This is a genomic window from Pseudarthrobacter polychromogenes (genome assembly GCF_014644495.1).
Classification (GTDB): domain Bacteria; phylum Actinomycetota; class Actinomycetes; order Actinomycetales; family Micrococcaceae; genus Arthrobacter; species Arthrobacter polychromogenes.
Genome location: NZ_BMKU01000005.1, coordinates 1 through 25,928 on the forward strand (window position 1 = coordinate 1; position 25,928 = coordinate 25,928).

Sequence of the window (25,928 nt, forward strand, 5' to 3'; positions counted from 1 at the left end):
TGACCTATCGAGCCGGCGTCGTCCTGTACGCCGTCGTCATCTGGCTACGCCAATAAGGAGACACACCCTAGACGGAAACTCCAGTCCGATGCAGCTTCAGCCGCTCACCGCTTACAAGATTTATGCCCTCAGCGATAGCTGCCGACTTGGGGCGGCATTACCTCTCGTGAGAGGTACATTACTTGGGAGTCGGCAGAATAATTGGGGTAAAGCACATGAACAACCGCGCTGTCATGCTGAACGCGTTCCTTCCGGCTACTGAGTTAGACGATCCCGAGCGTTTCGCCGGTCGAAACCAACAGGTCCGTGAATTGGCCGATTCACTGCACCTGAGAGGCTCCACTCCACTCATCTATGGAGACCGGGGTCTCGGGAAATCAAGTTTGGCCCTTCAAATCCGTCTCATTGCCATGGGAAACCCTGAGCTCCTACACCAGCTCAACGCGGAACGTCTAGCCTTACCTGCGGATGCGCACTACCTAACTTTTTACGTCACATGCACAGACGCAACAAAGTCATTTCAAGACCTTCTGCAGGCCTTAGTTAATGCAGCCGAATCCGTAGAGTCAGTCGGTTCAGGTGATGCCAGCCAACTCATCGACCGGGTCACCCGCAAGAAGCTGACCCTGAAATTCGTCGAGCTGGAAAGCACCAAGAAGTACGCCGTTGAAAGCCAAAGGCTGAGTTATCAAGATTTGAATCTCGAGGAGAAGCTAGTTCAGCTTTGCGAGCTGTTGACGCTGACCTACGGTCAGCCGGTTTTGTTTGTCATCGATGAATTAGACCGCATGGAGAGCACCGCCGGACTGGCCAGCTTTTTGAAGGCGGCATCTGGCGAGAACTTGAAGTTCGTTCTAGTCGGTATTGCAAGCAATGTCTCCGATCTGCTATCTGACCACCAATCCCTCGAACGAAGATTACAGCCGGTTCGCGTCCCGCTCATGAGCGTTAAGGAGCTGGCACAGATCGTCATAAAGGCTCAGAATTACCTCCAGGGAGCGAACTTCGACATCAAGTTTTCTCCCGCTGCCATTGGAAAATTGATCCAGGTCGCAGCTGGCTTTCCCTGGTTTGTGCACGTTCTGGGACAGCAATGTGTGATCGAAGCCGACCGGCATGGCTACAGCACCATCCAGCGCAGTCACGTGGACAATGCCATTCAGGGGATCGTGGACAGCAGGTTGGCACAACAGTTCTCGGATATGTACCAATCTGCAGTTCGTGATTCTTTGGCTAGAGAGAAAACGCTTAGATCTTTCGCTCACTGGACAGACCCGGACATACCAACTGGCGAAGTGTACAAAGTCCTTAAGCATCACTTAGGCGTCGGCAGCGGCTCCACCCATCGCGGACAGCTCTGCAAGTCGGAGTTCGGGGATGTCTTATTCGTGCCAGGAATTCAGAAGCGAGGCCTGGTGAGGTTCCGCAATGAGATGTTCAAGGCCTACGTCCGCATGCGCCCATCCATCTATACCGGAGTCGACGAAAGCGTGCGGGATGCTTTCAGCGTTTGGAACGAGGGGGCAGCGTAGGTTCCGCCATCGCGGCAACTTATACGCGCCGCCCCGTAGATCTTCGCGTCCATGCAAAAGGGGCAGTCCCCCGCCGCCCGTCTTGATCCGAAGTTCGTGATCAACTCTTTGTCGCCTTTGATCTTAAGCGCGAGGGTGCGAATTGAGCATCTTCGCGACAACTGCAGCACCGTAGACGGCTGAAGGCCTTCGCGCGGTCTTTCGTAGTTCACGATAGGGGATGCAACCCTCGCATTGCTTGATGCAAGATCCGTTATACCCAGAGAAGGTCTTCGAACTAGGCCTTTTCCGCCGCGATCCGTACGGAAGCCCTTCTTGTGACTTCACCATTCGTAGAAGGACATTCCATTCCGAAGCGTCGGCTCCTTGATCGCGCCGCTATCGAGATCATGGATATTGCCGCCAGCAAGGTGAACGGTTCCGCCGCGGACACCTCGATTCTCGATCTGTCCCGCCACGTAGAGCGATCCGGCGAGTTTCCCGCCCGGCTCAACCTGCAGAAGCGCCCCGGACTCTATATGAACCGAACCGCTTTGATCTCCCAAAACTTCTACTCGTGCAGTGGGTGCTACATGTAGTGAACCAGAATGTTTCCCTAAAATCCGACCCACGCTGCCGGGCCGGAACGTCAGGGAACCTGAGTGATGCGCGCCCAACGCAAGCGTGAACTCCGCGGTCTCGTGGACGCATATGCTCCCGTTATGCTGCCCGAAGAGTTGCTCGTGTTCCTCGATGATCCAAGCTTCTTTGCTTTCCTCTGACCCGTCAGTGATGAAGATGTCTTGACTGTGCTCGTGATCGTCGCGCACTGATACCCCTTTCGCCGTTGCTGGGAATGCTACTCGACCGAAGGTAAGTGCTAGATGATCCATCGTGTGTGGCGCACTCCCCTGTTGCGTTATCCGCCGAGAAGGCGGTGTCCCGAAAGCCGTCCTCGCCCGTGATTACAGCATCAGCAGGGAGACTGGCTACCAGTACCTGTGCCACGCAAAGCTGGAGTGCGCCGCTCCCCTGCCTTCCGTCGATGTGCAATAGTGCACGCGACCTCAGCTTGACGGAATATCCGTTATCGGTTTATAGAAAACATGTGAGGGAGTGATCCGAAAAGGGTTGCGGGTCTCCGTAGGCTGGGCTAAAACCGGTGTCTTTTTGACGGTGCTCAGGGCGCCCCCGACGGCGTCTCTGCGAGTGAGCGTTCCAGCAGCTCGCGCAGCACGTCGCGGTCCACCACGGCCAGCCGCGGGAGGTAGAGGCAGGCTTTGCTGGAGCGGTGCTTGCCAAGCCGTTCCATTAGATCGGGCCAGCGTTCGGCAAAGTCGTTGGTTAGGTAGACAGTATGCTTTGCCGGTCCCGGAGCGAACGCGAGCAGCGGTGCGCGGCCGCCGTGCCCGCTCTCGTAGCGGTACTCATACTCGCCAAAGCCGATGATCCGGCCGGCCCACACCACCGGCGGCTCGCCGCTGATCTCGCCCAGGAGTGCGAGCAGTTCTTCTGCCTCGGCCCGCCGGAGACCTGTGGCCCGTTGAAGTATTTCCTCAACCGGCTGGCCAGACGGTGACATTGCGGGCGGCTTCGCTGCCATATATCTCCTCGCTTAACGACTGAATATGGCCAGAGTAATACCCATGGGTGGCTTCGGAGGAAGCCTGGCGTGGGATACCTGTGGTGTCGGCGGTGCTTACCCTGGCGGGTGGGGTTGGTCGGGTCTGCCCGCGGAGGGCTGTCCCTGTCGACTTCTCGCTCCTGCTGAGGTTCCGCTTTGCTGCAGCTATAGACCTGATGCCGCACGGGGCTGTATGAGTCCGTGAGTTCGGCCTATCGAACGTGCTCCCGGAGTCTGCGTCCCGAATATACCTGCCGGAAGACTCCTCGCTCCTGCAGGATGAGAGCCACGTGATCGACGAAGACGTTCAGCCCGGATTAGGGCACTACAGTCCTTGTTTGTCCCGGGTCAGGGGCCGGGGGGTTGGCAGGAGGTGTCGGGACCGTAGCGCAGCCAGTCGGGCAGACCCGCGGTAAAAGCGGCCCGGACTGCCGGGGTGTTTGTGACCGTCCAATCCACCCTGCCTTTGACCTCCACTTCTTCTTTGTCCCATTCGAACCAGTTGATCATTTTCAGTTGCGGAAACCGTCTGGTGGTGGCGGGTTCGAAGAGCTGTCCCCACCAGGCCAGCTTAATGGCCAGTTCCCCTTCCCCGCCGGCGCCCGGGGCGAAGAGCGCAGCTGTCTCGGGTACGGCCACGGGTTTGCCGTGCGCTTCGCCGTAGACCTGGTAAAAGTCGGGAAGCAGGCTGTCGTCGCCGTTCGCGCCGGTGTAGCTGCCTGTGAGCTGGTCAACAAACTTTCCCGGTTCCGGGAGCTCGTTTTCGCCCCACGGGTAGTCTGCTCCCCAGTGATAGAGGGACATCCCCACCCAGTCCACGGCCTGATCGCCCGGGTAGTACGGGGCGTAGGCGTCGTCGTTCATGCTCAATGTGCCGTCAGTGTCTGTGTCCAGGGCCGTGAAGTCGGCGGTGCCGGGCTTGGCTTCGTACTGGCCGCCGGCAAATGGGTAGCCGCCACCGTAGTTCGGCGCCCACATCATCGCTGAACCGGGAGCCAGGGAATGAACGGCTGCGGCCATTGTCCGGAACGCGTCGATGTAACGGGAGGGCTGTTGGGACCACGGATACCAGGAGCCATTCATTTCGTGGGCGAACCTGACGATCACCGGGACGCCGTCATCATTGAATTCGGCAAGGTCCCTGGCAAGAGCCGCAGCCGCTTCCGGCGTTACCGCCTCGAGGCCGTTCATCGGCTCCAGTGTCAGCAGCATCATCTGCCCGTCAGCGCGGATCTGCTCCACCGCCCGCAGCAAGTCCGCCCGTTCCTCGCCCGTGTAAGGGAACCCCGTAAACGAGACACTCACGGCCGGTTTATGCCCAAGATCGCTCGCGTACGCGGACAGCGGCTTCGCCGCCAGATCCAGGTTCACCCCGAACAGGGCCCCCTCCGGCGGAACAAGGGACGCCCGGTCCAGCACCACACACTGCGACAGGGCCGGGGCCGTGTTAGGCCCCTGCTGCTGTTCACGTTCCTTGGCCTCGAGCCCGTTGGCGATGCTGATCCCGCCCAATCCTGCGGCGCCCAGGCCGATGGCTACGGGCAACGCGAAGTCCCTTAACCTTTGGCGAAAATCCTTACGGCTGTTACTGCCGCTCCCCCGCGGACTTTCCTTAACCAACGTGTCTAACCTCTCTGACGTGCGCGTTCTCCCTCAACCCTAATGCGCGAGAACAGCACCCCAGGGTGTGACAATACTGTCAAATAGGTTTTCGTAAGCGTGATCTGGGGTAGTCACTGCTTGGGGCTGACGGATACCTGGGAGGGTCCGTCAGGCAAACCGGGCAGGCCTTGTGTGTGGTCCGAATAATATGGACTCCATTCCGAGTCCGGTGACAAATGTTCCGCAGCCGCCCACACCCAAACCCACTCACACGGACAATTGTCATGGACTATCCGGGTTCCGGCCTCTGCCGATAGAGGCGGTCAACGGAGAAACACTCCACTTGTCGGGGCGCGCCTACTACCTCTTCAGTGCTGCACCACAGTTTTATCTAGACCCCGGATGGGTCAATTATGTGCGTTGGCACCATTCCCCGCAGTTCCCGCAGTCACCAAGCATTCTGTGGCCGGCAGACAGAAGGTGGGTCATGGTGTCGGAAATAGACTTCGACTCCACGGTGGTCGCCGGCAGCCAGGAGCTCATATCGGCTCTGGTCCTGGACCCTGCCATGCGAGGCGCTGCGTTTGGATGAAGGAGCAGACCTTACGTGGTGGGACGCCGACGTTCCCAACAGGCCCCTGCAGTAGCCGACCCCCGTCAGGGACGGCCCTCCTCCGGGACGCTTCATTGCCTCGCTAGTTGGTGTGAGCACCGCTTCGGGGAAACCTACAGGAGTTCAGCAGCTTCTTCTTCGGTCAACTCAATTTCCTGGCCGTTGTCGCCCACCCAGCGGTACGCCTGTTGCCCGGCTGCCACTTTGGCTCGCTTAATGAGTGTGTAAGTCGAGCCATCTTGAATTTTAATGTCCATGGACCGAGGCTACTGCAAATCCCATATGCTGCCTCTCCGACCATATGCAGGAAGCGCGTTCCGAACGAAACCGGAGTGACCTTGGCGAATCCTGACCCAGATGGGCCGCCTACCAGCGCCCTCGCCTGGCCCGGACCTTTCTACATTACGGCGCAGCGTCCGGCCGCCCGGACCAGCGCTGTTTCGCTGGGACTCTCTCGCTGTCGAGATCTTCGCCCACGAGAATTCCAAATCCAATGCCTGGCTAAAACACCCCGGACAGCACGGACACCCTCCTGATCCCGGGCAGGGAGCCAAAGGCCACACATTTCCAGCTGTTTGCGAAGCGGTGACGACGCCGCTCAGTGGGCGTTTCGTCTGGCGGTGCAGTGAGCCGCACGGACAGTAAAGGCGATGCTGGTCATAAAGCTCAGGAACAAAGCCAGGAACCCGACCGCGACAGCAACAAAGTAGCTTGCCGGATCGGGTACGGAATCGACTACCGGTTCCACGTCGAACCAGATGGTGGCGCCGGCGGTAACTCCCAAAACCGCAATCAGGCCAGTAAGGATCCAGGCCGCAATTGCCAGAATGATCAACTTCATAATCCCCCCAAACCGGGGACTCCCCCGTTATTTCGATCCTAGCTCTGCGGGTACTCCTCAGGGGATGGGCCCCAATAGACGCCCTTCCCCTGGTGGGTTCGAAGCGGTCCCCGGGACCTCACAGCGCTTCATGGACGCAGGTCTTCTGCCTTGAATACGATCGCGTCTTTACTGATGGACCAGCGCCCGACCGCCGAGGCCGCTGACGGTCGCCCATAGTCCCAGCCACCCGGGGGTCCCAACCGAATCCGACCAGCCCGGCCACCGCCCAGAAGGCCAGGTTTGGCACCACGAGGAATGCCGCGATGTGGATCCGTTGCTGCCGGATCGGGCGGAGCAGCCAGGCCAGCACCCAACCCAGGGGCGCCGCGAACACCAAGGCTATTCGGTACCCGTAGAAGGACAGGGAGAGCCCGGCACCCCAGAGGTGCCCGGCGTCTTCCCCGGCCCGCACAGTGGCACTCCTTAAACGAAAAGGGCCACCACGAGCAGGACGCCCACCCAGAGCGTGGTGGTAATCAGCCAGCCATTGATGAACGAGGAGGCATCGAGGACGACCCGCTGCCGGCTGGTCATCCCCGGCTCATCTGGAGGCGAGTTCTTTGCGGCGGAAGGTCCCGGCGATGGAGAGCTTCTTGCCGTATTCGATGGACCCGTACCGGAAGAGGTGGACGGCGAGGCGGAGGATGAGGGCCCCGACGATGAACAGCTCGGCGATCACAATGGTGGCCTCGACGCCTGAGAGTGTCCCGAAGCCGTTGCGGAGCATCGCAGTGACAGGTGCGGTCAGCGGGAAGTATGTGAAGACCTGCACGATCAGGGATTTCGGGTCCGAGATGATCAGGCTGAAGGTGTAGAAGGGGATGAACATTGCGGCCATGAGCGGGCCGAAGATGGTCCCGGCCTCTTTGGCGGTGGGCATGATCGCTCCGATGGCGACGAGGACCCCGGTGAAGAGGGTGAACCCTCCCAGCAGCAGCAGGGCCCCGATGATGAGCGGCATTGGCTCGAAGACCAGGGTCGACAGGTCCATGTCCGGCAGGGCCAGGGAGTCGCGGAAGAACAGGTAGCCGGCGGCGATCGGGGTCAGGAATACGAGCATCTGGACGAGCCCGACGGCGAACAGGGAGATAACCTTCCCGGTGATCAGCGTGGTCGGGTTCAGGGTCGTCAGGATCATCTCGGTGACCCGGTTCTCCTTCTCCTCCAGGGTGGAGTTCAGCATCTGGTTGGAGAGCAGGATCATGGCGACGTAGAACAGCACCAGGAACAGCATTGGCGGGATGACGGAGCCGACGCCGCCGGACAGTTTGCCGTCCCGGTACGTCTCGGATTCGAAGTTCACCGTCCCGGCCAGGGCCGCGGTCAGCTGCGGGTTGTCGACCTGGGTCTGGGCGGCGGCGTTGAGCAGCTGCTTGGCCACGGCCTCATACTTGCCATTCTCAAACATGCCCACATCCGTGCCGTAGACCTTCACCGGCTCCGCTGAGGGGTCTGCCGGGTAGGCGAAGTACGCCTCGGAGCTGCCGTCCTTGACTGCGGCCAGGGCGGTCTCGGGGTCGGAGGCTGTTTTGCCCCCGGCGGCCTGGGCCATGCCCGGCGGGATGATGCCGGAGGCATCCGTGTACGAGAAGGACAGCTCGGAGTTTTTCTGGGCGTCAGCGCTGGCCTCGGTGCTGGAGTTGGACGCGTAGATCAGGACGAAGAGGACCACCATGAGGATCGGGATCGACAGAGTCGCGATCGCGAAGCCCTTCTTTTTGATGGTGCGCATGAACTCGAACCCGATGACGGTGCCCAGGTTGTGCTGTGAAAATGCCATTACTGGACCTCTGCCGTCTGCTGTTCGCCGTATACCTGGATGAAGATTTCCTCGAGGGAGACCCGTGCGGTGGTGAAGGACCGCACCGCGACACCGGCCTCAACCAGCTCGCGCAAGACCCCGGCCTCGGTGGCCCCGGCCCTGGGAGCGAGTTCGGCTCGGCCGCCGGTGTCGGTGACGACGTCGTACATTGACGAGGCGGGCAGGATGCCTTCGTAGCTGACCCGGTAGACGGTGCCGCCGAACTGCTCCTGCACGTCCGAGACGGTCCCGTAGGCGCGGGCGGTGCCGTCCTTGAGCAGGATGACCCGGTCGCAGAGCCGTTCCACTTCCTCCATCTGGTGGGTGACCATGATGACGGTGGCGCCGGCCAGCTTCTGCTCCTCGATGATGTCCATCAGCAGGCGCCGGTTTACCGGGTCGAAGCCCTTGGTCGGTTCGTCCAGGATGAGCAGCTCGGGGTCGTTCATGATGGTCACGCCCAGCTGGACTTTCTGCTGCTGGCCGCCGGAGAGCTTATCCAACCGGACCGTCGCTTTGTCGGCCAGGCCGACCCGCTCCAGGTAGTCCAGGGACCACGCCTTCGCCCCGGCCTTGGCTAGGCCTTTGAGCCGGCCGAAGTAGACCATCACGTCCAGGACGGCTTCCTTCTTGTACAGGCCGCGCTCCTCCGGCAGATACCCGAGCCGGGCACCGTCCCGGGGCTCGAAGGCTTTCCCGGCTCTTCGTGGTTGCTGGGGAAATGAGTTCGTGTCGTTGAAGACAAGAGGGCCCGTGGCCCTGCTGGGATGAGTGTGTCTAAGCATTCAACCTGGAACAGGACCACGAGCCTTGATCGAGCCTACCGGGGTCGCAGCTGACGCTGCCACCATTCTTTTCAACCTGCCCGGCTACCACGTCATTTCCACCGCTGTTATTGCCGGCCGGCGGCAGGTGATCATCGAAACCGACCAGCTTCCGGGCTGCCCGAGCTGCGGTGTCATTGCGTCCCGCAGGAAGGAACGCCGTCTTCAACGACTCCGCGATATTCCCGTCGCCGGGCCGGTGGACGTGCTCTGGTCCAAGTACCGCTGGTACTGCGAAGAGTCAGCGTGCGACCGGCTCTCGTTCTTTGAATCCACGCCGCAGGTGCCGCGCCGTGCCCGCTCCACGGCCAGGCTGCGGGACCAGCTCGTGGACGCGGTCATCCGCTCCGGCCGGGCCGTGTCGGAGACCGCCGCCGGGTTCGCCGTGTCCTGGTGGATGGTCCGGGCGGCGGTGACCGAGGCCTGCCTGCTGCAGCTGCCCGACGTGGACAAGCTCAGCCCGCGGATGCTGGGCATTGATGAGCACCGGTTCCGGTCCGTGCGCTACTTCCAGGACCCGTCAACAAAGGCGTGGACACGCTTCGAGCCGTGGATGACAACCATCGTTGACCTGGACACCGGACAGGTCCTGGGCGTGGTCGACGGCCGCGACCACAAAGGCGTCGGAGACTGGCTGTTCGCCCGGCCGCTGGAGTGGCGGCTGGCCGTGCAGGTCGTCGCGATCGATCCTTCGGCGGCGTTCCGTAAAGCGTTACGGATGTGGCTTCCCCGCACCGCGGTCGCTGTCGATCACTTCCACCTGATCTCGCTGGCCAACCAGGCCATGACCGAGACCCGGCAGAACCTCTCCCAACAGGTCAAGGGCCGCCGCGGCCGAGCCATCGACAAGGCCTGGGCGCACCGCATGCTCCTGCTGCGCGGCGGTGACGCACTCAGCTGCCGGGCCGCCTTCCGACTCCAGGAAGTGTTCGCCCTCGATGATCCAACCGGCACCCTCCAGGCCGTCTGGAAAGTAAAGGAACAACTCCGGATCCTGCTCCGCACCGGCTCGCTGGAGGACGCCGCAGCGGCCAAGAAAGAACTCGAGGAACTGGTCAAGGCTGCCGCGCGGCCGGAAACCAACAGGCTCTACCGCACGGTCTGCAGATGGTGGAAAGAGATCGAGGTACTCATCATCACCGGCGCCACGACAGGCAAGGTCGAGGCCAACAACACCGCCATCAAGAACATCAAACGAACTGCCCGCGGATACCGCAACGCCGCCAACTACAAATCAGTTATTCTCTTGAGAAGTGCCGTCCGGACGGCGGCATGACGCTCATTCCAGGGATCCATTTCCCCACGAAACGTGAAGAGCCGCTTTCCCGCCGATATGCAGCGTCCCGGCGGTGGGCTGGTAGATGCCCAGCAGCGCCCGCAAGGTGGTGGTCTTCCCGGATCCGTTACTGCCCAGGAACCCGAAGGTCTCCCCGGCCCGGACATCGAAGGACAGGTCCTTGATAACCGTCGTGTCCCCGAAATCCATCCTGAAGTCTTGAATGTGCACAAGCGGCTCCGCCGCGTCCCCCAACGTCATGCTGCCAGCTTATCTGTCGCCCGGGAGGGTCGTTGCCTCTAGGCTTGCGTAGGGGCTGGGTGGGTTGCGGTTAAGGACGGACCACAATTTCGGCAACCTAGCTGAGTTTCTCCTCCAGATTGTTGAAATGAACTGCGAGACCGATCCTGCCCGAGCGCACGGAAGCGATCACGTTCGACCGCTTGAATTTTGCCAGGATGGTCTCGGGGTCGTCCGTTTTCACTGAGAAGATGGTCGACCGGCTCTCCGCGGTCCGGGGCTCGCTTCCTGGACAGGCGTCTGCCCCGGCGCCAACGAATCCGCCGGACGGATCAAGTCAGCCCACATCCTGCCCGGCAACAAATACCTCAAAGGCGCCCTGGGCATCGCAGCCCTGTCCGCTTCCCGAAGCAAGAACACCTACCTGGCCGCAAAATACTGGCGCATCGCCGCCCGCCGCGGACCCATGAAAGCCACCGTGGCCCTAGAACACTCCATCCTTACGGCCGTTTGGCACATGCTCGCCGACGGCGAATGCTACGCCGATCCCGGCGCCGACCACTTCAACCGCATGGGCCCGATCAAAGCCAAAAACAACGCCATCAAAAAGCTCAACAACCTCAACTTCAATGTCACCATCACCCCGGCCACCGCAGCCTGACGAACTCTACTTTCGTATTAGCTCCCCAGACCCGCTGCCGCGTCCCTCCATGGAAGGGGAAAATGGTGCGTTCCTCACCTTTCTGCAGTGCTTGACCCTTTCGGGCGTATGCTGCCGGGCCGATACTGGGAGCGTGTTCCGGATGCGTCCCTGGTTTTCCTATGGTGCCTGCGAGCCCGCGTATTAGCTTGGTGGCGGAGGGCCCTTGTCCGCGGGGACCGTGGACTGTTGCCTTTGAGCACGAACGTTAGATTTCTGCCTTTCATGCCCTCTCGTCCGGAACACGTTCGAACGATCCGATCGCGGCAGGAAGGCCGAATCATGGATGTCCTCTACGAACGATGCGCCGGTCTTGATGTCTCCAAGCGCGACGCGAAAGCCTGCGTGCGTGTCGCTACCGGCGGGAAGATCACACAAACGACCACGACGTGGACCTCGATGACCAACCAGGTGCACGAACTGGCCCAATACCTCCTCACAGAACGGGTCGGCCTGATCGTGATCGAAGCCACCGGCGACTATTGGCGCCAGTTCTACTTCATCCTTGAAGAAGCCGGGCTCAACGTGCAACTGGTCAATGCCCGCGATGCCAGAAACCTGCCAGGACGCAAGACCGACGTCTCTGATGCCGCCTGGCTGGCCCAACTCGGCGCCCACGGACTGGTAAGAAGCTGTTTCGTTCCGCCAGCCGATATCCGCCGGATCCGTGATCTGACCCGTGCCCGAACAGCGATCACTGATGAACGATCCCGGGAGATCCAGCGGTTGGAGAAGATGCTGGAGGGCTCAGGCATCAAACTCTCCTCAGTCGCAACCGACATCACCGGGGCTTCCGGCCGGGCCATGCTGGAGGCGCTGATCCGCGGTGAAGACGATCCGGAAACGCTCGCCTCACTGGCCAAGGCAAGGATGCGCACCAAGATCCCCCAACTAATCGAGGCACTCACCGGACGATTTAACGACCACCACGCCTTCATGGCTAAGCTCTTTCTGGACCGAATCGATGCCCAAACCGCAGACCTGGAACGCGTCGAAGCCAGACTGGAAGCCCTCATAACGCCTTTCGCTCCGGCCCGGGAACTGCTCTCGGGCATCCCAGGCATCAGCAACCGGATCGCCGAGGTCATCATCGCCGAAACAGGAGCCGACATGGCCGTTTTCGCCACCTCCGGGCACCTGGTCTCCTGGGCCGGCACCGCCCCCGGGGCCAACGAATCCGCTGGAAAGGCCAAACCCACCGGCACAAGACCCGGCAACCGTTACCTCAAACGTGCCCTAGGCACCGCCGCACTATCGGTCTCCCGCTCCCAAAGCACGTACCTCGGGGCGAAATACCGGCGCATCAAATCACGGCGCGGTCCGATGAAAGCACTTGTCGCCATCCAACACTCGATGCTCACGACCATCTGGCACATGCTCACCAACGGCGAAATCTACACCGATCCCGGACCGGACTACTTCATCCGCCAACGGCCCGCTCAAACACAGATCCGCGCCATCCACCAACTGGAAGCCCTCGGCTATACCGTCACCCTCGAACCCCGGCCAGCAGCCTAAAAGCAAAGCAAACAGACTTCATTTTCACGTTAGGGGGTAGCAGTCATATCGCTACGGAATCCGTTCGAGGCCGCTGTCCTAGCGCCTTATGCATGATCGTATCGGAGGGCCTCCTTGAGTGAGGTTCGTTTGTTGGTTCGCATGAGCGTGCGTAGATAGATGTTCGTGCTCAGTCGTATGGCCAGGATCCCAACCAGCACCACGCCGCTCGCGGCTGCCCATGGTTCCCACCATTCCACTCCCCCGTCCAGGATGCGGGTTGGCATTGCGATGGACGAGAGAATCGGCACGAATGAGGCAATTTTCAGGATTCCTTCGGGTGCGGTGAAACTCAGGAAGTAGGCGCCAAACAGAAGGATTTGCATGGGTATTGCGGAGGATGCGAGATCCTCGGACCGGGTGGCCATGGATCCCAGAGCGGACCAGATGCAGGAGACTGCAAAAAAGCCCAGGACAAAGAAGAAGATGAACCAGCCGCTGGCCGCGACGACCCGGCCAAGGTCGGGAATGACGTCTACGAATTTCAAGCCAGTGAGGGCGATGGCGGTGAGTATGGTGACCTGTAAGAAACCCAGAATGAAGTTTGCACCGATTTTGCCGACGAGCAGGTACTTCACAGATGTTGCTGCGGCGAGGATTTCTACGACCCGGCTCTCTTTTTCTTCGACAACGCTTTGAGCTATCGCAAGTCCGTAGGTCATGAGCGCCGATACGAACATGAAACTGAAGACGAACTTCAATACGAACAAGGACCCATCGTCGTCTTGTTCTTGGCTGAGCAGTTCCCGCTGCAGCGCTGCTCCTCGACTGAGTTCTGCAAGGTTGATATTCAGTCGAGCTGCGTTTGAGGAAGTGGCCTGTTGCTGTACAACGGCACCGACGGCTTGTTCGAGTGCAGGGTTTATGGAGGCGTCAGCGACGATTTTCCAGCCCTTTGCGCCTGTGCTGTCAGGGGCGGGGATCAGTGCTGCGTCCACTGACTCGTCGGCAACTTTTGCGAGGGCCTCTTCCTCAGTACCCACGTGTACGGCTGATGCTTTGTCAGGCGAGTCGGGCTTGATGGTCTGGAAAAGCTCGGCGGTTTGATTCACGACAGCCGAACCTGCGTCATCGACTACTGCGATGGTGTGGCTTTCGGTTCTGTTCGAGAAAAACGAGAGGGCCGCTATGCCGAGGACTACGAGTATGAGTGTGGATGCGATGCCGATCCGGAACGTTTTTTCCCGTACCTTCATCCCCATTTCACGGCGTAGAACTACTATCCACGCCGGACGCTGCGCCCCCATCACTTGTTTGTGGCCAGGAATAGTTCGGACAGAGAGGTTTGAACCCGGGAAAAGGCTGTCACCTCGCCGCGGTCGACGGCCTGGGATAGTACCATTTGTTCACTGCCGGGTATAAGGATTCTGAATTCCACGCGCCCTGGTTCCTGCCGGGTGATGCTGATTCCTGGGTTTGCTTCCAGCCAGGACATGTCCCCCTCCATCTCCAATCGATAGGTAGCATTTTCGCGGTCCGGTTCTACGGTGGTGTTGTTGTTGACCCGGACAGACCCGTCCACCAGCATGACGAGCTCGTCACAGAGCCGCTCGACGAGCTCGAGCTGATGGCTTGAGAAGAGCACCGGCACGCCCTCGCGGGCTTTTTCCCGAAGCATTGTGCTCATGAAGTCGACCGCGAGCGGGTCAAGCCCCGAGAATGGTTCATCCAGGATGAGGCAGGTCGGCCCATGGATGAGGGCCGTGATGATCTGCACCCGCTGCTGGTTCCCCAGGGAAAGGGATTCGAGGAGCTCGTCTTTTCTGCCTGCCAGGCCGAAAGATTCCAGGAAGCGGTCAGCGCGGCGTGTTGCCTCTTTCGACGAAAGCCCGTGTATTTCGCCGAAGAATCGAAGCTGATCGCCGATGGCTTGTTTGGGGTACAGCCCGCGTTCTTCTGGCATGTATCCGAACATCTGCTGGGTGGCGCGGGTGATGGGGGCGCCGTCCCAGCTGACGTGGCCAGCATCTGCTGCGAGCAGGCCCATCCCGATCCGCATTGTTGTTGTCTTTCCTGCTCCGTTGGCCCCAACGAATCCTGTCAGGCATCCCGGTTTGACCGAGAAAGACACATTGTTCAGCACTTGTCGTGGCCCGTAGTGACGTGAGACGCCGTGATATTCCAGCACTTTTAGCCTTCCAGCTTGGTAGGGTCGCCGACGATGACGGTGATGCGTTCGCCGGAGAAGAGGTGGGCGAACGTAGTGGAGACGAGGTCGGGTGTGACCTGCCGGAGTTCTGCTCCGATGTGGTGGTAGCGGTTCAGGGCCACGCCCCGGCTCATGAGTCTGGCGAAGTAGTCCGCTTTGGTCCGCGGGCTGTCCGAGACGTTCCGGAGTTCGTTTTCGCAGTATTTGATGGCTTGGAGGATTTCCGCCTGTGCGGGGGGATATGCCTTGAAGGACTTCTCCTCCCTTTTCATTTCTTTGGCTGCCGAGGTGATGGTGGAGTTGCTGGCGACGATCCGTGTAGCGGAAACGGGTTGACCGGCGAGTGTTCGTCGGCTGACGATCCCCCCTGTCCGTGCAGTAACTGTTTCCAGGCGGGGGTTTCTGTGCAGACGGGAAAGGGAGGACCCCCCGTAGAGAGCGGCGGTGATATACCGGGCCGCCTCGGAGATGTGTGTCGCATCAGGTTCGATGAAGTAGCTTGAAACGACGGTGGTAGTGCCGTCGATCGGAACTGTATGGTAGAGGTTTGACCGTTGCGGCCGGATCATCGCCTGATCTTTGGCCCCATCCCCTGCCGGCAGCCTCATGGCCGACAAGGCTTCCTCGAGGACATCTGCGTCGAGGTTCCCGATCACGACCAGGCTGGCCGCGGCCGTGCTGAAGATGCTGTGGCTGGTTGGCGGTTCGGCAGGTGCTGCCTGGCTCTTGGGGTTTGTCCCGACCCAGCCAGCCGCGTCAATGAGGAGCTTCCTCGCAATGATGTCTGAGAGCATGCTGAGTGACTGGGCGGGGCTTTGTGGACTGGGCGTCAGTGACGGCCAGTCCCGCGAAATGCATTCTCCGACGGTGCTGAACCAGAGGCGAAGCCCGCCCGTTTCGGCTCGCCCCGCGAACTCAATTATTTCGCCGTCTGCTGTAATTTCCAGATCCAAGGTTTCCGCTATCTTGGGGTAGCGGCTGAGGATGCTGCCGCGGATGCCGTCCACGACTCTACGGACGCCCCATGGGTCTTCCCAGCCAATGCCCTGCGTTGTGAATCGTAGGCGGAGTTCGACGAGCGGGCTTCGGTTCTCCCTGCAGTGCGCCACCGGGATTCCCCGCACGATCGAGGTTTTGAAGGATAAGGATTCAGTAAGGCCCGTGGACTCGGGCTCCTTCATCTTTGAGTAGGAGGGCAACCCCTGGGTTGGCGCCCAGCCCAAGGCCTGGGCCTGGGAGTCTCGTCCGTCTGGGATGGTGATGGCGCCGAGTGTCTTTTGAAGGTCCCCGGATGCGGTCTGGATCACAGTCCCGTTTCTGGGAAGGATCTGGACGATGGCCCTGTGCTTTCTCACCAGGGCCCGTGCCGCTCCTGCAACGTCAGTAGCGGTTAATGCCGCGACGCTTTGTGGCAATGATGAGATGAGGTTGGGGTTGCCAAACAGGAGCTGGGATTTGCCAATGAATCGGCACCGGTCCAGCAGATCGGTGCCGGTGAGTATGTATTGACGTCTCAGGGTTCCCAGTGCTGGTTTCAAGTGTTGCTCCACGACTGCAGGGTCCTGGAAGGACATCAGGGCGCGGTCGAAAGTTTCTATTGCAGCGTCACAGCTGGACTGCTTCCCGACGGTGAGCACGACGTTGAAGACCTCCGGGGTTACTGCATCGAAGGCTCCGAAGTAGCCGGTTTGCGCGTCGATATCAACCAGTGCCGTGGCCCCGAGCGATTGCATGCTGAGTAGTTTTGCCAGTGCATTCAGGCTCAGGTACGAGGTGGGGTCTCTGTCAGGTCCCGGTATCCGGTAGCTGATGGATACTCCCGGCCGGGTCACGTTCGGGTCAGAAAAGGTAGCGGTCCTGCTGGCGGTGAGCTCCGATTGGTCGAGCGGCGGATTGATCCTGGCTGGCCGGGCGGGTATTGGCCCAAAGAACCGATCAGCAAGGTGCTTGACCTCATCCTTGCTGTGCCGCCCGGTGATGGTGAGAACAGCGTTTTCGGGGGTGTACCAGTCGTGGAAGAATTCGGCGCACTCATCAAGGGAGATGGACCTCAGCCTGTTCATGTCGCCGTAACCGTCATGGGCATTGGGATAGTCGTCAAAGAGCAAGTTCGGTGCCTTGGGCCAGGGGAAGCCGGCGTAGGGCTCTACTGCTGTGTTGTAGTAGATTTCCTGCTGGACCAGTTCCAGCTGTTCCTGAAGGGTGCCCCTGGTGAATTGGGGGGCCCTCATGCGGTCTGCTTCGAAGTACAGTGTCCGTTCCAGATCCCATGGGGCGATGAGGTGTTGGTAGTCCGTGTAATCCTGGTGGGTGGTTCCGTTGACGTATCCTGCGGTGGCTTTGACCTGGGCATAGAACATTCCCTTGGGTACCCTTTGACTGCCCTGAAACATCAGGTGTTCGAAAAGGTGGGCAAATCCCTCCTTGGACTCCGGCTCCGAGCGGAATCCTACGCCGTAATGGAGGGCTACTGCCGTCCTGGCGACCTCGTCGGTGTAGTCGGCGACCACCCGCAGTCCGTTGCCTAGTTCGAAGGTGTGGAGTTCTGTGGAGCTGATAAATGTTCTTGTTGGCACTTAGCGTGATCCCATTCCTGATTCGACGAGGTACCGGACAAACCGGAGGTTTTCATGCACTTCGGGGTCGGCCATATGGGCGGCGTACGCCACGTAGTCGTGCTGATGCATCAGGATGCGCAGAATGCCGGCACGAAAGTCTTCGGGCATGAGGGCACGGCCGTAGCCGGCTTCAAAGGACTGCAGGGCCTGTTGGAAGTCTTCCGGGCTGATTCTGTCGGTTCGGCTCATTTCCAAAAGCTCCCCGATGTAGTAACCGATGTCAGAGCTTGGGTGCGCGATACAGAGCGCGGGACCTGTCAGTACCTCCAGGACCGGATTGTTTTCAAGGACGCTGAAGGTTCCCATGCCAAACTGGCCGTGACATGTCGTGGTTTCGGTTGCCCTGACTAGGGCTTGGCACCATGCCGACAGGGTTGACCACACCGGATCCCCGATGGATTCTCGAACCACCGGGTTGAAATGAGCTCCGTAAAAGTCCCGGGAAAGTCCTTTGAACCATGCATCAAGCCGCAGATAGGCGTCCGGGCCGACTGGTGTGGGCAGTCCATGTTCTGTGCTGTGGTCGTGCAGCGCGGCGAGGCACCTGCCAAGGTCGTGAGAAAGCGATGGCCAGGGTACGTGCTGGTCGGCAACCAGCACGCGATCAACCAGCGTTTCCTCACCCCGGACGTTGAAGATCCACTCTTCGCCGAAGAACCTGCCGGGGACCAGATAGGCACGCCCTTCGGTTTCGCTGCGCCCGGTGTCCTGCAGTTCCTGAGCAAACCGGCTCCGACCATGGGCTTGAGTCTTGTTTCCCCGGGTGTACCGCTGGCGGATCTCGTAGCCGTTGATGGCCTCGACAATGAAAGATGACGCGATATCGTTTACCGCAATTTCCCGGCTGGACCCGGTTTCCCTTATCTTCTGGTTCAACATCTGCTTGCCGTTTCGATCAGCCTCTTTTGGTTCCGTAGGGCTTCTATCAGCTTTACGACATCGGCGATTTCACCGGGCGCACCTTGATAAATTTCCCCTGAGGTGACGCTAAGGGCAGCACGTGGCGGAACGATGGCCATGTTCGCCTCGGCCGACAAGGCCTCCCAATGGTTCCTGTATGCGCGGCTTTCACTGCCCCCCGGTGGAAGAGCGGGAACAAAAACCACAGGTTTGGCGGTGCATTGAATCGCCAGCACTGACGGGCTGTCTCCCCTGCCGCCGGCAACCCGCGAAAGATAATCCAGTGTTGCCGGAAATACTGCGATCGCGTCTGCCCAGCGCTCAACCTCGACGTGCAGGGCTTCGTCAGCCTCTCCCCATTCATCACGGTGCACGGGCTTTCCCGTGCGGTGCGCCAGGGCTGATGAGGTGACGAATCGTTGTGCGGACTTGGTCATGACGACCTGGACTTCCATATCCGGATAGAGCTGCCGCAGCACGTACAGGTGTGTGGGAGTGTCGGCGGCAGAGGGGGATCCCGTCACAACTATCAGCAGGTGGGCAAGCTTTTCCACGCTGGCGTCCGGGAGGGTTTCTTGCTCTGTCAAGGGGTGACCTCTGTTAGTACGGTGGCCAATTCTTCCAGCGCTTCATCCGCGCTGACAGATGCGATGCCGGTGGTGTTAAGTACGACTTCATCGACTCCGGCGGCCCGATATGACTGGAGTCCTTCGCCGATGCGGTCCAGGGAACCGCCCAGGAAGACTTCCCCCGCCAGCAACTGGGCCGTGGATGTCTCCGGGGAACCGGTTCGGACATCGATGCCGGCGCGGGCCAGCATGTCTTGATAGTGCGGTGCTCCCAGATGAACTTGGCTCCCGGTCCACAGAATCTTTTTGTGGTCCCTGCCAGGAGTTTCGCGGGCAACCGGGACGATCGCGACGATCCGCGGAGCAGGTCTGCCGGCGGACTCGGCGGCAGCCTGAAGACCGGGGCGCAGAACCTCCGCAATGTAGGAGGGCGGGCACATCCACGTGATGGCCACATCTGCCACCTCGCCGGCGAGGGCTGCCATTTTTGGCCGCAGCACTCCCAGGCCCAGCTCCGCGATTTGGGTGTGAATCGGGGGTAGCTGGGCTTGCAGGGTGAAGTACTGGCCTTCCCGGCTTACCGCTTGACCGGTGAGCAACTCCCTCACGATGTTCAGATATTCGCGCATGGCAGTCAGGGGACTCGCATACGGACGGCCCATGACGCTGGTTTGGAACGTCTTGGCTCCGGGACCAAACCCGGCGACCATGGGCTGTTTGCTCAGAGCCATGAGACTGTTAATTTGGACAGCGGCCTCGAGCGGGTTCCGTAGTGGTATAAGTGCTACCCCTGAGCCCATGGGCACGCCGACGCCGGCCGCGCTTAGTGCAGTGAAGAGCTGATACGAGTCAAGCAGGAGTCCTTGGCCCTGCCAGAGCGAATGGGCGTTGCTGTGTTTGACCATCGCCGCGAAGGGCATTGCTGCCCGCACATCCAGGGGCATGACCGGCAGCAGGACGGACAGTTTCACAGTGGCACCAATTGTCCTTCGTCGGTCTCGGACTTCCTGTTTAGCGTCTGTTCGGTCACGAGCAGGGTGTAGGCCGGGCTCTGGTGCAGGAGCTCTTCGTGGGTGCCCTCCGCGGCGACCTGGCCGCGGTCAAGGACGATGATCTTGGATGCGTGTTGGACGGTGGAGATGCGGTGGGCCACCATGAGGACGGCACGGTCGCGGGCCATTTCGCGGACGCATAGACGCAGTTTCTCTTCGTTGACCCCGTCCAGCTGTGAGCTGGGTTCATCCAGCAGAACCAGAGGAGCGTCGGAAAGGATCGCCCGTGCCAGTGCGAGGCGTTGCCTTTGGCCGCCTGAGAGGTCGGTGCTGCCACCTATTTCGGTGTCCAGACCGTCCCCGAGCGCAGCGATGGTCTCATCGAGTCCGACCATCTGGAGTACCTCGGCGAGGCGACGTTCGGGGACTTCGCTTTCGCGGCCCAGATTCAGGTTCTCGCGCACGGTGCCGTGCACCAGTGTGAATGATTGGTCGACGTAGGCGGTGTTCTGCCGGACCTTGCTCAATGAGAGGTCTTCTATCGGGTGCCCAAAGAAGGTGATGGCTCCCGAGTGGTCCAGTGCGAAACGTTCGATGAGGTCAAGGATCGTGGTTTTCCCTGAGCCGGATAGCCCGACCAGGGCGGTCAGGCCGCGCGTGGGGACATCAAAGTTCACATCCTGCAGCACGGGGGCTCCGTCGCCATATCCGAATGAGACGCCGCTGAAGCTCACGGCGCAGGCTTTCTCTTCCTGCCTTACGCGGAGAGCGTCCTGCTGCGGCGCTTCAGGTCCGCCGGCATCCGGTTCCGGCTTAAACGCCTTCTCGGTGGGTAGCGCGAAGACGTTCTCGAAACGCCCGCGGGCAATCATTCCGCCCTGGATCGTGGTCAGCCCGGAAACGGCCATGACCACGGGTCCCACCATTTGAAGCAGGTACAGCAGGAAGGCGATATACGTGGGCAGGTCGAGGTCACCGGAGATGACGCGTGTTCCGCCTCCGACGAGGACGCCTACCAGTGCAATCTGCTGTCCAAGGGTGACGGCCGGGACGAGCATCGATTCAACCCGGGACGCTGAGACGCCAAGGTCGGCCAGCGCGTCGGCGCGGGCAGTGAGTCGGCGCAGAACCAGGCTTTCGGCCCTGTAAGCCTTGATTGCTGCCACGGCCTGCATCTGGCTGACGAAGTTGTCCGACAGGATGCCGATCTGGTCCTGCAGTTCCTTGTATTTTTTCCGGAGCGAAACCATCAGGAAGCCGATCACCACGAATGCTGCGGCGAAGCAGGCAAGGGTGATGAGCAGGAGAACCCAGTCCAGGATGCCCATGATCGTCAGTGTGCCCACGAGGATCAGCGCGCTGGTCGGCAGCTGCAGCGGGCCGATGTCGATAGCAGCCTTTATTTGGAAGGAATCTGCACTGAGCCGGGCGGCGAGGTTGCCGACGCCTTCTTCCTTAATGTCCCGAACCCTCATCCCCAACGAGTGGGCCATTACTCGGCCACGCAGCCGTCCGACGATACGTTCTCCAGTCCGGCCGACAAGGAACGTGGCGATGGCCCCGGCGACCGCCCCTCCGAGTCCAGCCAGAACCATCCACAGTGACGGCAGGAGCAGAGGAGCCCCTGCCTGGATCGCTTCGATGAGTTTGCCGACGAGGTAGGGAAATGCCAGTGTGCCAGTCACGGAGCCGAGACCGAGCAGGCCGATGAGGACCATGTTGAGGCGGCCGTGGTTTATGAACTCGCGCACGATGCTGACCTTGGCCGGGTCGCTGCCTTCCACTGAGGCGGGCGAGGCGTGGCTGGATGTCATGAGGTTTGACCGGCAGCGACCGGCGTGAGTTCAATGAGGGTACGGAACGGGTGATCGTCCTTGACGAGGTCAGCCTTCAGCTGCGCAGGTGCTGCGATGCGGGCAATGTCGTCCACTGTACGCACCGGTGCCGGCACCAGGGTACTCATATACAGGTCCAGTTCAGCGACATTGGGGCTCATCATCTCGTAGCGCAGGTTGATCTCACCCAGCAGGATCCGGGCGGAGGGCCCGGCGGCCGCGGCGACGTTGGTGAGGATCTGGGTGGCCTCTGCATCGGTCCAGTCGTTCAGGATGCCTGAGAGAAGATAAACGTCGTAGCCTTTGGGCAGAGGTTCGAAGAAGCTGCCCGAAATTGATTCGGCACGTTCGGTAAGTCCCGCAGCCGTGATTTCATCGTTGGCTATCGAGGCAAGGTTGGGCAAGTCCAGCGTTGCCCCGGACAGGTGCCCCTGCGATTGCAGAAGGTTGATCAAAACCATCCCGTTGTTCCCGCCGATATCAATGACAGTGCGGACGTCCGTCCAGTCATAGCCGTGGATAATTTCTTCGGCACCGTAGACCGGTTGCCGGTTGCCGTCGCTTCTGAGCGACTCCAGGTACTTCGGGTCATTGTTGAGTTCGTCCCAGTATCGGGATCCGAACACGGACGAATGGCACGTTTCGCCGGTGGTGACGGTGTGTAGGAGCCCGACCAGGCCCAGCTGGGAGCGGCCGACGCCGCCGTTGACGTCCAGGATCCTGCGGATCGAGAATGCTGAAGTGGTGAGCAGCGGTTCGGACAGGCTCGTGTTTTCAAACCGCTCCTGCCCGTCTTCCGTGAAGATTTCGAGTTCGGCCAGGTAGGACATCAGTTTCCTAAGGTGCGGTTCACTCGTGTCTGTTGCCTCGGCCAACTCCGCAATGGTCATGGGTCCGTTGGCGAGGAGGTCAGCGATGTTCAATGTTGCCGCGACCCTGAGCGCCATGGGCTTGAGGATGCTGGCGAGATCGAGCAACTGGAGCATGGCGCTGGGGTCGGAAGTAGCGTTGTCTTCGAGAGTGTTTGTCACGGGCGTTGCTTTCTGGCTGAACGGTGGCGAGTGGATGTGTAGGTCGGACGGGGCGGATCAGCTGCCTGACCCACCCCGCCTGATCGCTAATTTCTTAGAGCTGACCTAGGACTGCCTTAGCAGCCGAGCCTCCAGCTCGCGCCCGCGCCGGCGCCGCTGACAGCACCCGATACGAAAAGCTTGCTGGTGGCGATTGACCACAGGGCCAGTGTCGGGGTCGCTGCGGGCGCATCTGAGTCCGCCGTGAATTCGAGCTCGTCTGCCGCCGCGTACTGCTTGTACCCGGATACGAGTTCCATGAGATTGCCTGTTGCCTGGGACTGCGCGTTCATGTGTCGCTCTTTCTCGAAGTGTTAGTCAAAGATGAGTTTTGCTGCTGATTTTGGATCGCCCAACTATCGCTTGGGCGGTCCGCCGGTGCTGGTAAAGTACGAAAATGCGAAGCTCGCGAGGAACCCGCATAGCGGAGAACTGGCTGGCAGATCCGATTCTGCAGTGAAGGAGATTTCTTCGGCTGCAGCATATGTTGAATAGCCCGAGACTAGGCTCATGAGCTCTTTTGTTTCCATTTATTCACCCCCATTCATAAATAGACAGTCGATCTGCGAACGGATCGTTTTGGCGCTGATCAAGGCCTACCGGCCCGGACCGCCGGTCGTGATGTACGAGAATGCGAAGCTTGCCAGGAAGCCGCAGATCGGAGTGCTGGCCGGTTCTGCCGACTCTGCAGTGAAAGACAACTCATCCGCAGCGGCGTACGTCGAATAACCCGATACAAGGCTCATCAGCTCTTTTGTTTCCATCAATTCACCCCCCTTCGTGACTAGGAAAACGGCATTTGCCGGGATTCCGGCAAAACCTGTTATCCGGCGAAATTCATCGCCGGTCGCGCCGGGTCAACCCCTGCCGCGATGAGATGTCGCCGCAGTTCCTCGTCCAGGCTGCGGTTCTCGCGGGCGCTGCAGATGAGGGTTTTGGCGTAGAGAAGCGAGCGGTGTTGCCCGAAGCTGAGGTTCCGCATGGTTGGCCGCCGGTCGCACGGTTCCTCGGCGATTGATATTCCCTCTGCGATGCGTTCGGCGAAGACCGACGTTGCCGATCCGACACCGGGCGTTCCGGCTATAGTCGCGGCGAGCTCGTGAAGCTCTTCCATTCCTGGGTCACCAATGTAGGCGACGATCGCGTCATTGCGGGGGTAGGCCGCCGGGTCCGATAGAACCTTTGCCGAGTAGCGGTGACCAATGGTTTCCAGCGTGCTCAAGACCGATCCCCAAACCGAAGGAGCCTGGTCAGGTTCGGTCACGTTGACGTACAGGCGGACTGTTCTGTTGGGTTTGGCAGCCCGGGAAGCTGCTGCGCCGAGGATGTAAAAGAAGCCCGGTGAGGCGGCCGGCCGCGCTGCGGGAAGGTTTACGATGACATTTGCGTTCATCACGTGAGCGGTGTGGTCGGAGACCACCAGGTGCTTTTCGAGGCACACCTTGATTCCGTCGAGGGATACCAGCGAATGCGTTTCTCGAAGTCCTTCCGTCTCTGCCGGTCCCAGAAAAATGGCGGACTGTTCAAATTCCGGAACGGGGATTGCCGCTGCAAACTTTTCCTCGAGGGCCGCGACACGTTGCGGCCTGAGGGCTCCGGCGCTGTCGTTTTGGCAGGCGTGAAACTGTCGGTAAATCGCGTTCGCCAGCGAGACCTCAAGGTAGCGCTCGTCCGGGAGGTCCAGCCTTACGCCTTGAATGGTCGCACCTTGCAGTGACTTGTCCACCACGATCGCCTCAGAGAGAACCTGGAGAGCGGAAGTATTAACGTCCGGAACCGGTGCCAGCAGGGACCCGCTCATGATTCCTCACCGCCGAGTCCCAGTACGGCGGCGAATTTTTGAGGTTTCAGGAGCATCGACCGGCCGATCCCGGCAGCCGCCCTTTCGATGGGTGGCAGGGTGGAACGGAATTGGCTGCTGGCGAGCAGGCGGTCATGAAGGTGCCAGCCGGCAAACCCGGTGGCACGTACGGCGGTGTCCGCGGGATCGCCGAGGGCGGCGTTTTCCGTGTAGCCTGCCCAGAACTGAACGATGTGCGGGCGCAGTTCAAGAAGTTTGGCTACCCCGCGTTCAATGATGAGGTCGTGATCCAGACTGATTTCGATGTTTGGGGCGCTCTGGTCCGCCCGGACAATGTCCATGATTGCCCGATACACCCATTCCCCGGCGAAGCTGCCGATATCCCGGGCAGCGTCAGCAAGTCTGAACTCCTCCCAGTCCAGGAGGTGGACCCGGTCACCGGAGATCATCACCTGATCCAGGCGAAGATCGCAGTGGGAGGGAACGCCTGGGGTTTTTTCTTCCTCACTGAGGAGGTTTTTCACGGCTGCGGCGAATGCTGCGTCGTCCTGGTGAAGCTTCACCACCTGCAGTTCACCCCAGGTGCTGTTGAGATAGCGCTCCAACGGAAATTCGTTGAAATGGCCTATCTGAGGAAGCTCTGGTTTTGAGGTATCGTACTCGATTGCGGCGTGTTGCCCGGAGCTGTGGAGTTCTCCAATTGCCCGTCCGACTTCCCGGGAGCGCTCCGGTGTCCCGCTTCCCCGGATAACCTGTGCGGCGAGGGATTCGCCGTCCTCGAGGCCTTCAAAAACAACTTGTCCGTTTGATGCATGCGCACCCAGCATGTGTGGGCTCCGCAGGTGTGTGAAGCCGCTGGCCTCGCGGTGACGTTCAAAGGAAGCGATGCGCCGGAAGCGCTGATCCACGCTTCCGTGAGGTCCGAGAAGCTGTTTCGCGAAGACCCTGCGGCCAGTCGTCGTGGTCCCGACCCAGCTGTCGTTCCGGCCAACCGGAGACACCAGGGATCCGGGTTCAAATTGGCCTAGTCCAAGCCCATCGAGTAAATCGAGGAGCCCCGGGGCGTGGTCAAATGGCTTCGCCTGCGTGGCTAGTTCAAAGGTTGCAGCGGCCGATAACGGGACTTGTGGCCCGGAAAGCACGTGTTTCATTAATCCCGCATCCCCCAATACGTGAGTCATCAGGTCAGCACGTTTTCGGCTGACTCCCGTGACCTGAGAAGAGCCTACAGGCGAAACGGTTTCTGTCAATCTGGCTTGGAGAAACCGGAGGATGGCGAGTCGGATAGCAAACTTAGGAGCGGAACTTTCGGTTAGCGGGTACCCCGCCAGGGCCCGTTACGGTGCGAGGGTGAAATGTACTT

At 60.4% G+C, this 25,928-nt stretch carries 23 protein-coding genes and 2 pseudogenes; 4 read left to right on the forward strand and 21 right to left on the reverse strand.

The window, feature by feature from the left end; genetic code table 11:
- The first annotated feature begins 215 nt into the window (after nt 1–215).
- On the forward strand, nt 216–1,532 hold the full coding sequence (locus IEX43_RS09330) for an nSTAND1 domain-containing NTPase (protein WP_188810449.1): 1,317 nt from the start codon (nt 216–218) through the stop codon (nt 1,530–1,532).
- Between the two features lie 323 nt (nt 1,533–1,855).
- Here the strand turns inward: IEX43_RS09330 and IEX43_RS09335 are convergent, their stop codons facing one another.
- From IEX43_RS09335 to IEX43_RS09370, 7 genes are all read right to left on the reverse strand, one after another.
- Complete coding sequence (locus IEX43_RS09335; protein WP_188810451.1) at nt 1,856–2,341, reverse strand: hypothetical protein; 486 nt, start codon at nt 2,339–2,341, stop codon at nt 1,856–1,858.
- Between the two features lie 350 nt (nt 2,342–2,691).
- Complete coding sequence (locus tag IEX43_RS09340; RefSeq protein ID WP_188810453.1) at nt 2,692–3,114, reverse strand: DUF1801 domain-containing protein; 423 nt, start codon at nt 3,112–3,114, stop codon at nt 2,692–2,694.
- 369 nt (nt 3,115–3,483) lie between these two features.
- Nucleotides 3,484–4,680 (reverse strand): glycoside hydrolase family 26 protein, encoded by a 1,197-nt coding sequence (locus IEX43_RS09345; RefSeq protein ID WP_188810456.1) that lies wholly within the window; start codon nt 4,678–4,680, stop codon nt 3,484–3,486.
- A 783-nt stretch (nt 4,681–5,463) separates the two neighbouring features.
- Nucleotides 5,464–5,607, reverse strand: coding sequence for a hypothetical protein (locus tag IEX43_RS09350; protein ID WP_188810458.1), 144 nt, complete (start codon nt 5,605–5,607; stop codon nt 5,464–5,466).
- A gap of 341 nt (nt 5,608–5,948) precedes the next feature.
- The gene (locus tag IEX43_RS09355; protein ID WP_188810460.1) at nt 5,949–6,191 is read right to left on the reverse strand and encodes a hypothetical protein; all 243 of its coding nucleotides are present in this window, start codon (nt 6,189–6,191) and stop codon (nt 5,949–5,951) included.
- 583 nt (nt 6,192–6,774) lie between these two features.
- Nucleotides 6,775–8,013 (reverse strand): ABC transporter permease, encoded by a 1,239-nt coding sequence (locus IEX43_RS09365; protein ID WP_188810464.1) that lies wholly within the window; start codon nt 8,011–8,013, stop codon nt 6,775–6,777.
- Nucleotides 8,013–8,819, reverse strand: coding sequence for an ABC transporter ATP-binding protein (locus IEX43_RS09370; RefSeq protein WP_188810466.1), 807 nt, complete (start codon nt 8,817–8,819; stop codon nt 8,013–8,015). The genes IEX43_RS09365 and IEX43_RS09370 overlap by 1 nt, the downstream gene beginning before the upstream one ends.
- A gap of 25 nt (nt 8,820–8,844) precedes the next feature.
- Here IEX43_RS09370 and IEX43_RS09375 point away from each other — a divergent pair, with 25 nt between their 5' ends.
- Nucleotides 8,845–10,134, forward strand: coding sequence for an ISL3 family transposase (locus IEX43_RS09375; RefSeq protein WP_188810468.1), 1,290 nt, complete (start codon nt 8,845–8,847; stop codon nt 10,132–10,134).
- A gap of 45 nt (nt 10,135–10,179) precedes the next feature.
- Here IEX43_RS09375 and IEX43_RS09380 read toward each other — a convergent pair.
- Both IEX43_RS09380 and IEX43_RS20450 read right to left on the reverse strand, forming a co-directional pair.
- Nucleotides 10,180–10,395 (reverse strand): annotated as a pseudogene (locus IEX43_RS09380) (ATP-binding cassette domain-containing protein); the annotation flags it as partial.
- A 97-nt stretch (nt 10,396–10,492) separates the two neighbouring features.
- A complete protein-coding gene (locus tag IEX43_RS20450; RefSeq protein WP_268238369.1) occupies nt 10,493–10,618 on the reverse strand; it encodes a hypothetical protein in 126 nt (41 codons plus the stop codon).
- 36 nt (nt 10,619–10,654) lie between these two features.
- Here IEX43_RS20450 and IEX43_RS09385 point away from each other — a divergent pair.
- Nucleotides 10,655–10,955, forward strand: a pseudogene (locus IEX43_RS09385) (transposase); the annotation flags it as partial.
- 401 nt (nt 10,956–11,356) lie between these two features.
- A complete protein-coding gene (locus IEX43_RS09390) occupies nt 11,357–12,592 on the forward strand; it encodes an IS110 family RNA-guided transposase (protein ID WP_188810470.1) in 1,236 nt (411 codons plus the stop codon).
- Between the two features lie 86 nt (nt 12,593–12,678).
- Here the strand turns inward: IEX43_RS09390 and IEX43_RS09395 are convergent, their stop codons facing one another.
- From IEX43_RS09395 to lxmK, 12 genes are all read right to left on the reverse strand, one after another.
- Nucleotides 12,679–13,878 (reverse strand): ABC transporter permease, encoded by a 1,200-nt coding sequence (locus IEX43_RS09395; protein WP_188810472.1) that lies wholly within the window; start codon nt 13,876–13,878, stop codon nt 12,679–12,681.
- Nucleotides 13,878–14,759, reverse strand: coding sequence for an ABC transporter ATP-binding protein (locus IEX43_RS09400; protein ID WP_188810474.1), 882 nt, complete (start codon nt 14,757–14,759; stop codon nt 13,878–13,880). Before IEX43_RS09400 ends, IEX43_RS09395 begins: the two co-directional genes overlap by 1 nt.
- Nucleotides 14,760–14,761: 2 nt before the next feature.
- Nucleotides 14,762–17,356 (reverse strand): M16 family metallopeptidase, encoded by a 2,595-nt coding sequence (locus IEX43_RS09405; protein ID WP_188810476.1) that lies wholly within the window; start codon nt 17,354–17,356, stop codon nt 14,762–14,764.
- Nucleotides 17,357–18,277 (reverse strand): hypothetical protein, encoded by a 921-nt coding sequence (locus IEX43_RS09410; protein WP_188810478.1) that lies wholly within the window; start codon nt 18,275–18,277, stop codon nt 17,357–17,359. It abuts the gene before it with no gap.
- Nucleotides 18,271–18,885 carry a flavoprotein gene (locus IEX43_RS09415; protein ID WP_188810480.1) on the reverse strand — a complete coding sequence of 205 codons (615 nt, stop codon included), beginning with the start codon at nt 18,883–18,885 and terminating at the stop codon, nt 18,271–18,273. The genes IEX43_RS09410 and IEX43_RS09415 overlap by 7 nt, the downstream gene beginning before the upstream one ends.
- Entirely contained in the window at nt 18,882–19,838 is a 957-nt protein-coding gene (locus tag IEX43_RS09420; protein WP_188810482.1) for an LLM class flavin-dependent oxidoreductase, read from the reverse strand. The genes IEX43_RS09415 and IEX43_RS09420 overlap by 4 nt, the downstream gene beginning before the upstream one ends.
- Complete coding sequence (locus tag IEX43_RS09425; RefSeq protein ID WP_188810484.1) at nt 19,835–21,673, reverse strand: ABC transporter ATP-binding protein; 1,839 nt, start codon at nt 21,671–21,673, stop codon at nt 19,835–19,837. Before IEX43_RS09425 ends, IEX43_RS09420 begins: the two co-directional genes overlap by 4 nt.
- Entirely contained in the window at nt 21,670–22,725 is a 1,056-nt protein-coding gene (locus IEX43_RS09430) for a methyltransferase (RefSeq protein ID WP_188810486.1), read from the reverse strand. Before IEX43_RS09430 ends, IEX43_RS09425 begins: the two co-directional genes overlap by 4 nt.
- Before the next feature lie 116 nt (nt 22,726–22,841).
- Entirely contained in the window at nt 22,842–23,057 is a 216-nt protein-coding gene (locus IEX43_RS09435) for an LxmA leader domain family RiPP (RefSeq protein ID WP_188810488.1), read from the reverse strand.
- Nucleotides 23,058–23,360: 303 nt separating this feature from the next.
- Nucleotides 23,361–23,528 carry an LxmA leader domain family RiPP gene (locus IEX43_RS20555; RefSeq protein ID WP_409372349.1) on the reverse strand — a complete coding sequence of 56 codons (168 nt, stop codon included), beginning with the start codon at nt 23,526–23,528 and terminating at the stop codon, nt 23,361–23,363.
- Nucleotides 23,529–23,587: 59 nt separating this feature from the next.
- The gene (locus tag IEX43_RS09445) at nt 23,588–24,565 is read right to left on the reverse strand and encodes a T3SS effector HopA1 family protein (RefSeq protein WP_188810492.1); all 978 of its coding nucleotides are present in this window, start codon (nt 24,563–24,565) and stop codon (nt 23,588–23,590) included.
- The gene (lxmK, locus tag IEX43_RS09450) at nt 24,562–25,815 is read right to left on the reverse strand and encodes a class V lanthionine synthetase subunit LxmK (protein WP_188810495.1); all 1,254 of its coding nucleotides are present in this window, start codon (nt 25,813–25,815) and stop codon (nt 24,562–24,564) included. The genes IEX43_RS09445 and lxmK overlap by 4 nt, the downstream gene beginning before the upstream one ends.
- Between the last annotated feature and the right edge of the window lie 113 nt (nt 25,816–25,928).

What these genes read in the sequence shown, in the direction of transcription:
- IEX43_RS09330 (WP_188810449.1), top strand. Translation starts at nt 216, where the DNA reads ATGAACAACCGCGCTGTCATGCTGAACGCGTTCCTTCCGGCTACTGAG.
- IEX43_RS09340 (WP_188810453.1), bottom strand. Translation starts at nt 3,114, where the DNA reads ATGGCAGCGAAGCCGCCCGCAATGTCACCGTCTGGCCAGCCGGTTGAG.
- IEX43_RS09350 (WP_188810458.1), bottom strand. Translation starts at nt 5,607, where the DNA reads ATGGACATTAAAATTCAAGATGGCTCGACTTACACACTCATTAAGCGA.
- IEX43_RS09355 (WP_188810460.1), bottom strand. Translation starts at nt 6,191, where the DNA reads ATGAAGTTGATCATTCTGGCAATTGCGGCCTGGATCCTTACTGGCCTG.
- IEX43_RS09365 (WP_188810464.1), bottom strand. Translation starts at nt 8,013, where the DNA reads ATGGCATTTTCACAGCACAACCTGGGCACCGTCATCGGGTTCGAGTTC.
- IEX43_RS09370 (WP_188810466.1), bottom strand. Translation starts at nt 8,819, where the DNA reads ATGCTTAGACACACTCATCCCAGCAGGGCCACGGGCCCTCTTGTCTTC.
- IEX43_RS09390 (WP_188810470.1), top strand. Translation starts at nt 11,357, where the DNA reads ATGGATGTCCTCTACGAACGATGCGCCGGTCTTGATGTCTCCAAGCGC.
- IEX43_RS09395 (WP_188810472.1), bottom strand. Translation starts at nt 13,878, where the DNA reads ATGGGGGCGCAGCGTCCGGCGTGGATAGTAGTTCTACGCCGTGAAATG.
- IEX43_RS09410 (WP_188810478.1), bottom strand. Translation starts at nt 18,277, where the DNA reads ATGTTGAACCAGAAGATAAGGGAAACCGGGTCCAGCCGGGAAATTGCG.
- IEX43_RS09425 (WP_188810484.1), bottom strand. Translation starts at nt 21,673, where the DNA reads ATGACATCCAGCCACGCCTCGCCCGCCTCAGTGGAAGGCAGCGACCCG.
- IEX43_RS09435 (WP_188810488.1), bottom strand. Translation starts at nt 23,057, where the DNA reads ATGAACGCGCAGTCCCAGGCAACAGGCAATCTCATGGAACTCGTATCC.
- IEX43_RS20555 (WP_409372349.1), bottom strand. Translation starts at nt 23,528, where the DNA reads ATGGAAACAAAAGAGCTGATGAGCCTTGTATCGGGTTATTCGACGTAC.
- IEX43_RS09445 (WP_188810492.1), bottom strand. Translation starts at nt 24,565, where the DNA reads ATGAGCGGGTCCCTGCTGGCACCGGTTCCGGACGTTAATACTTCCGCT.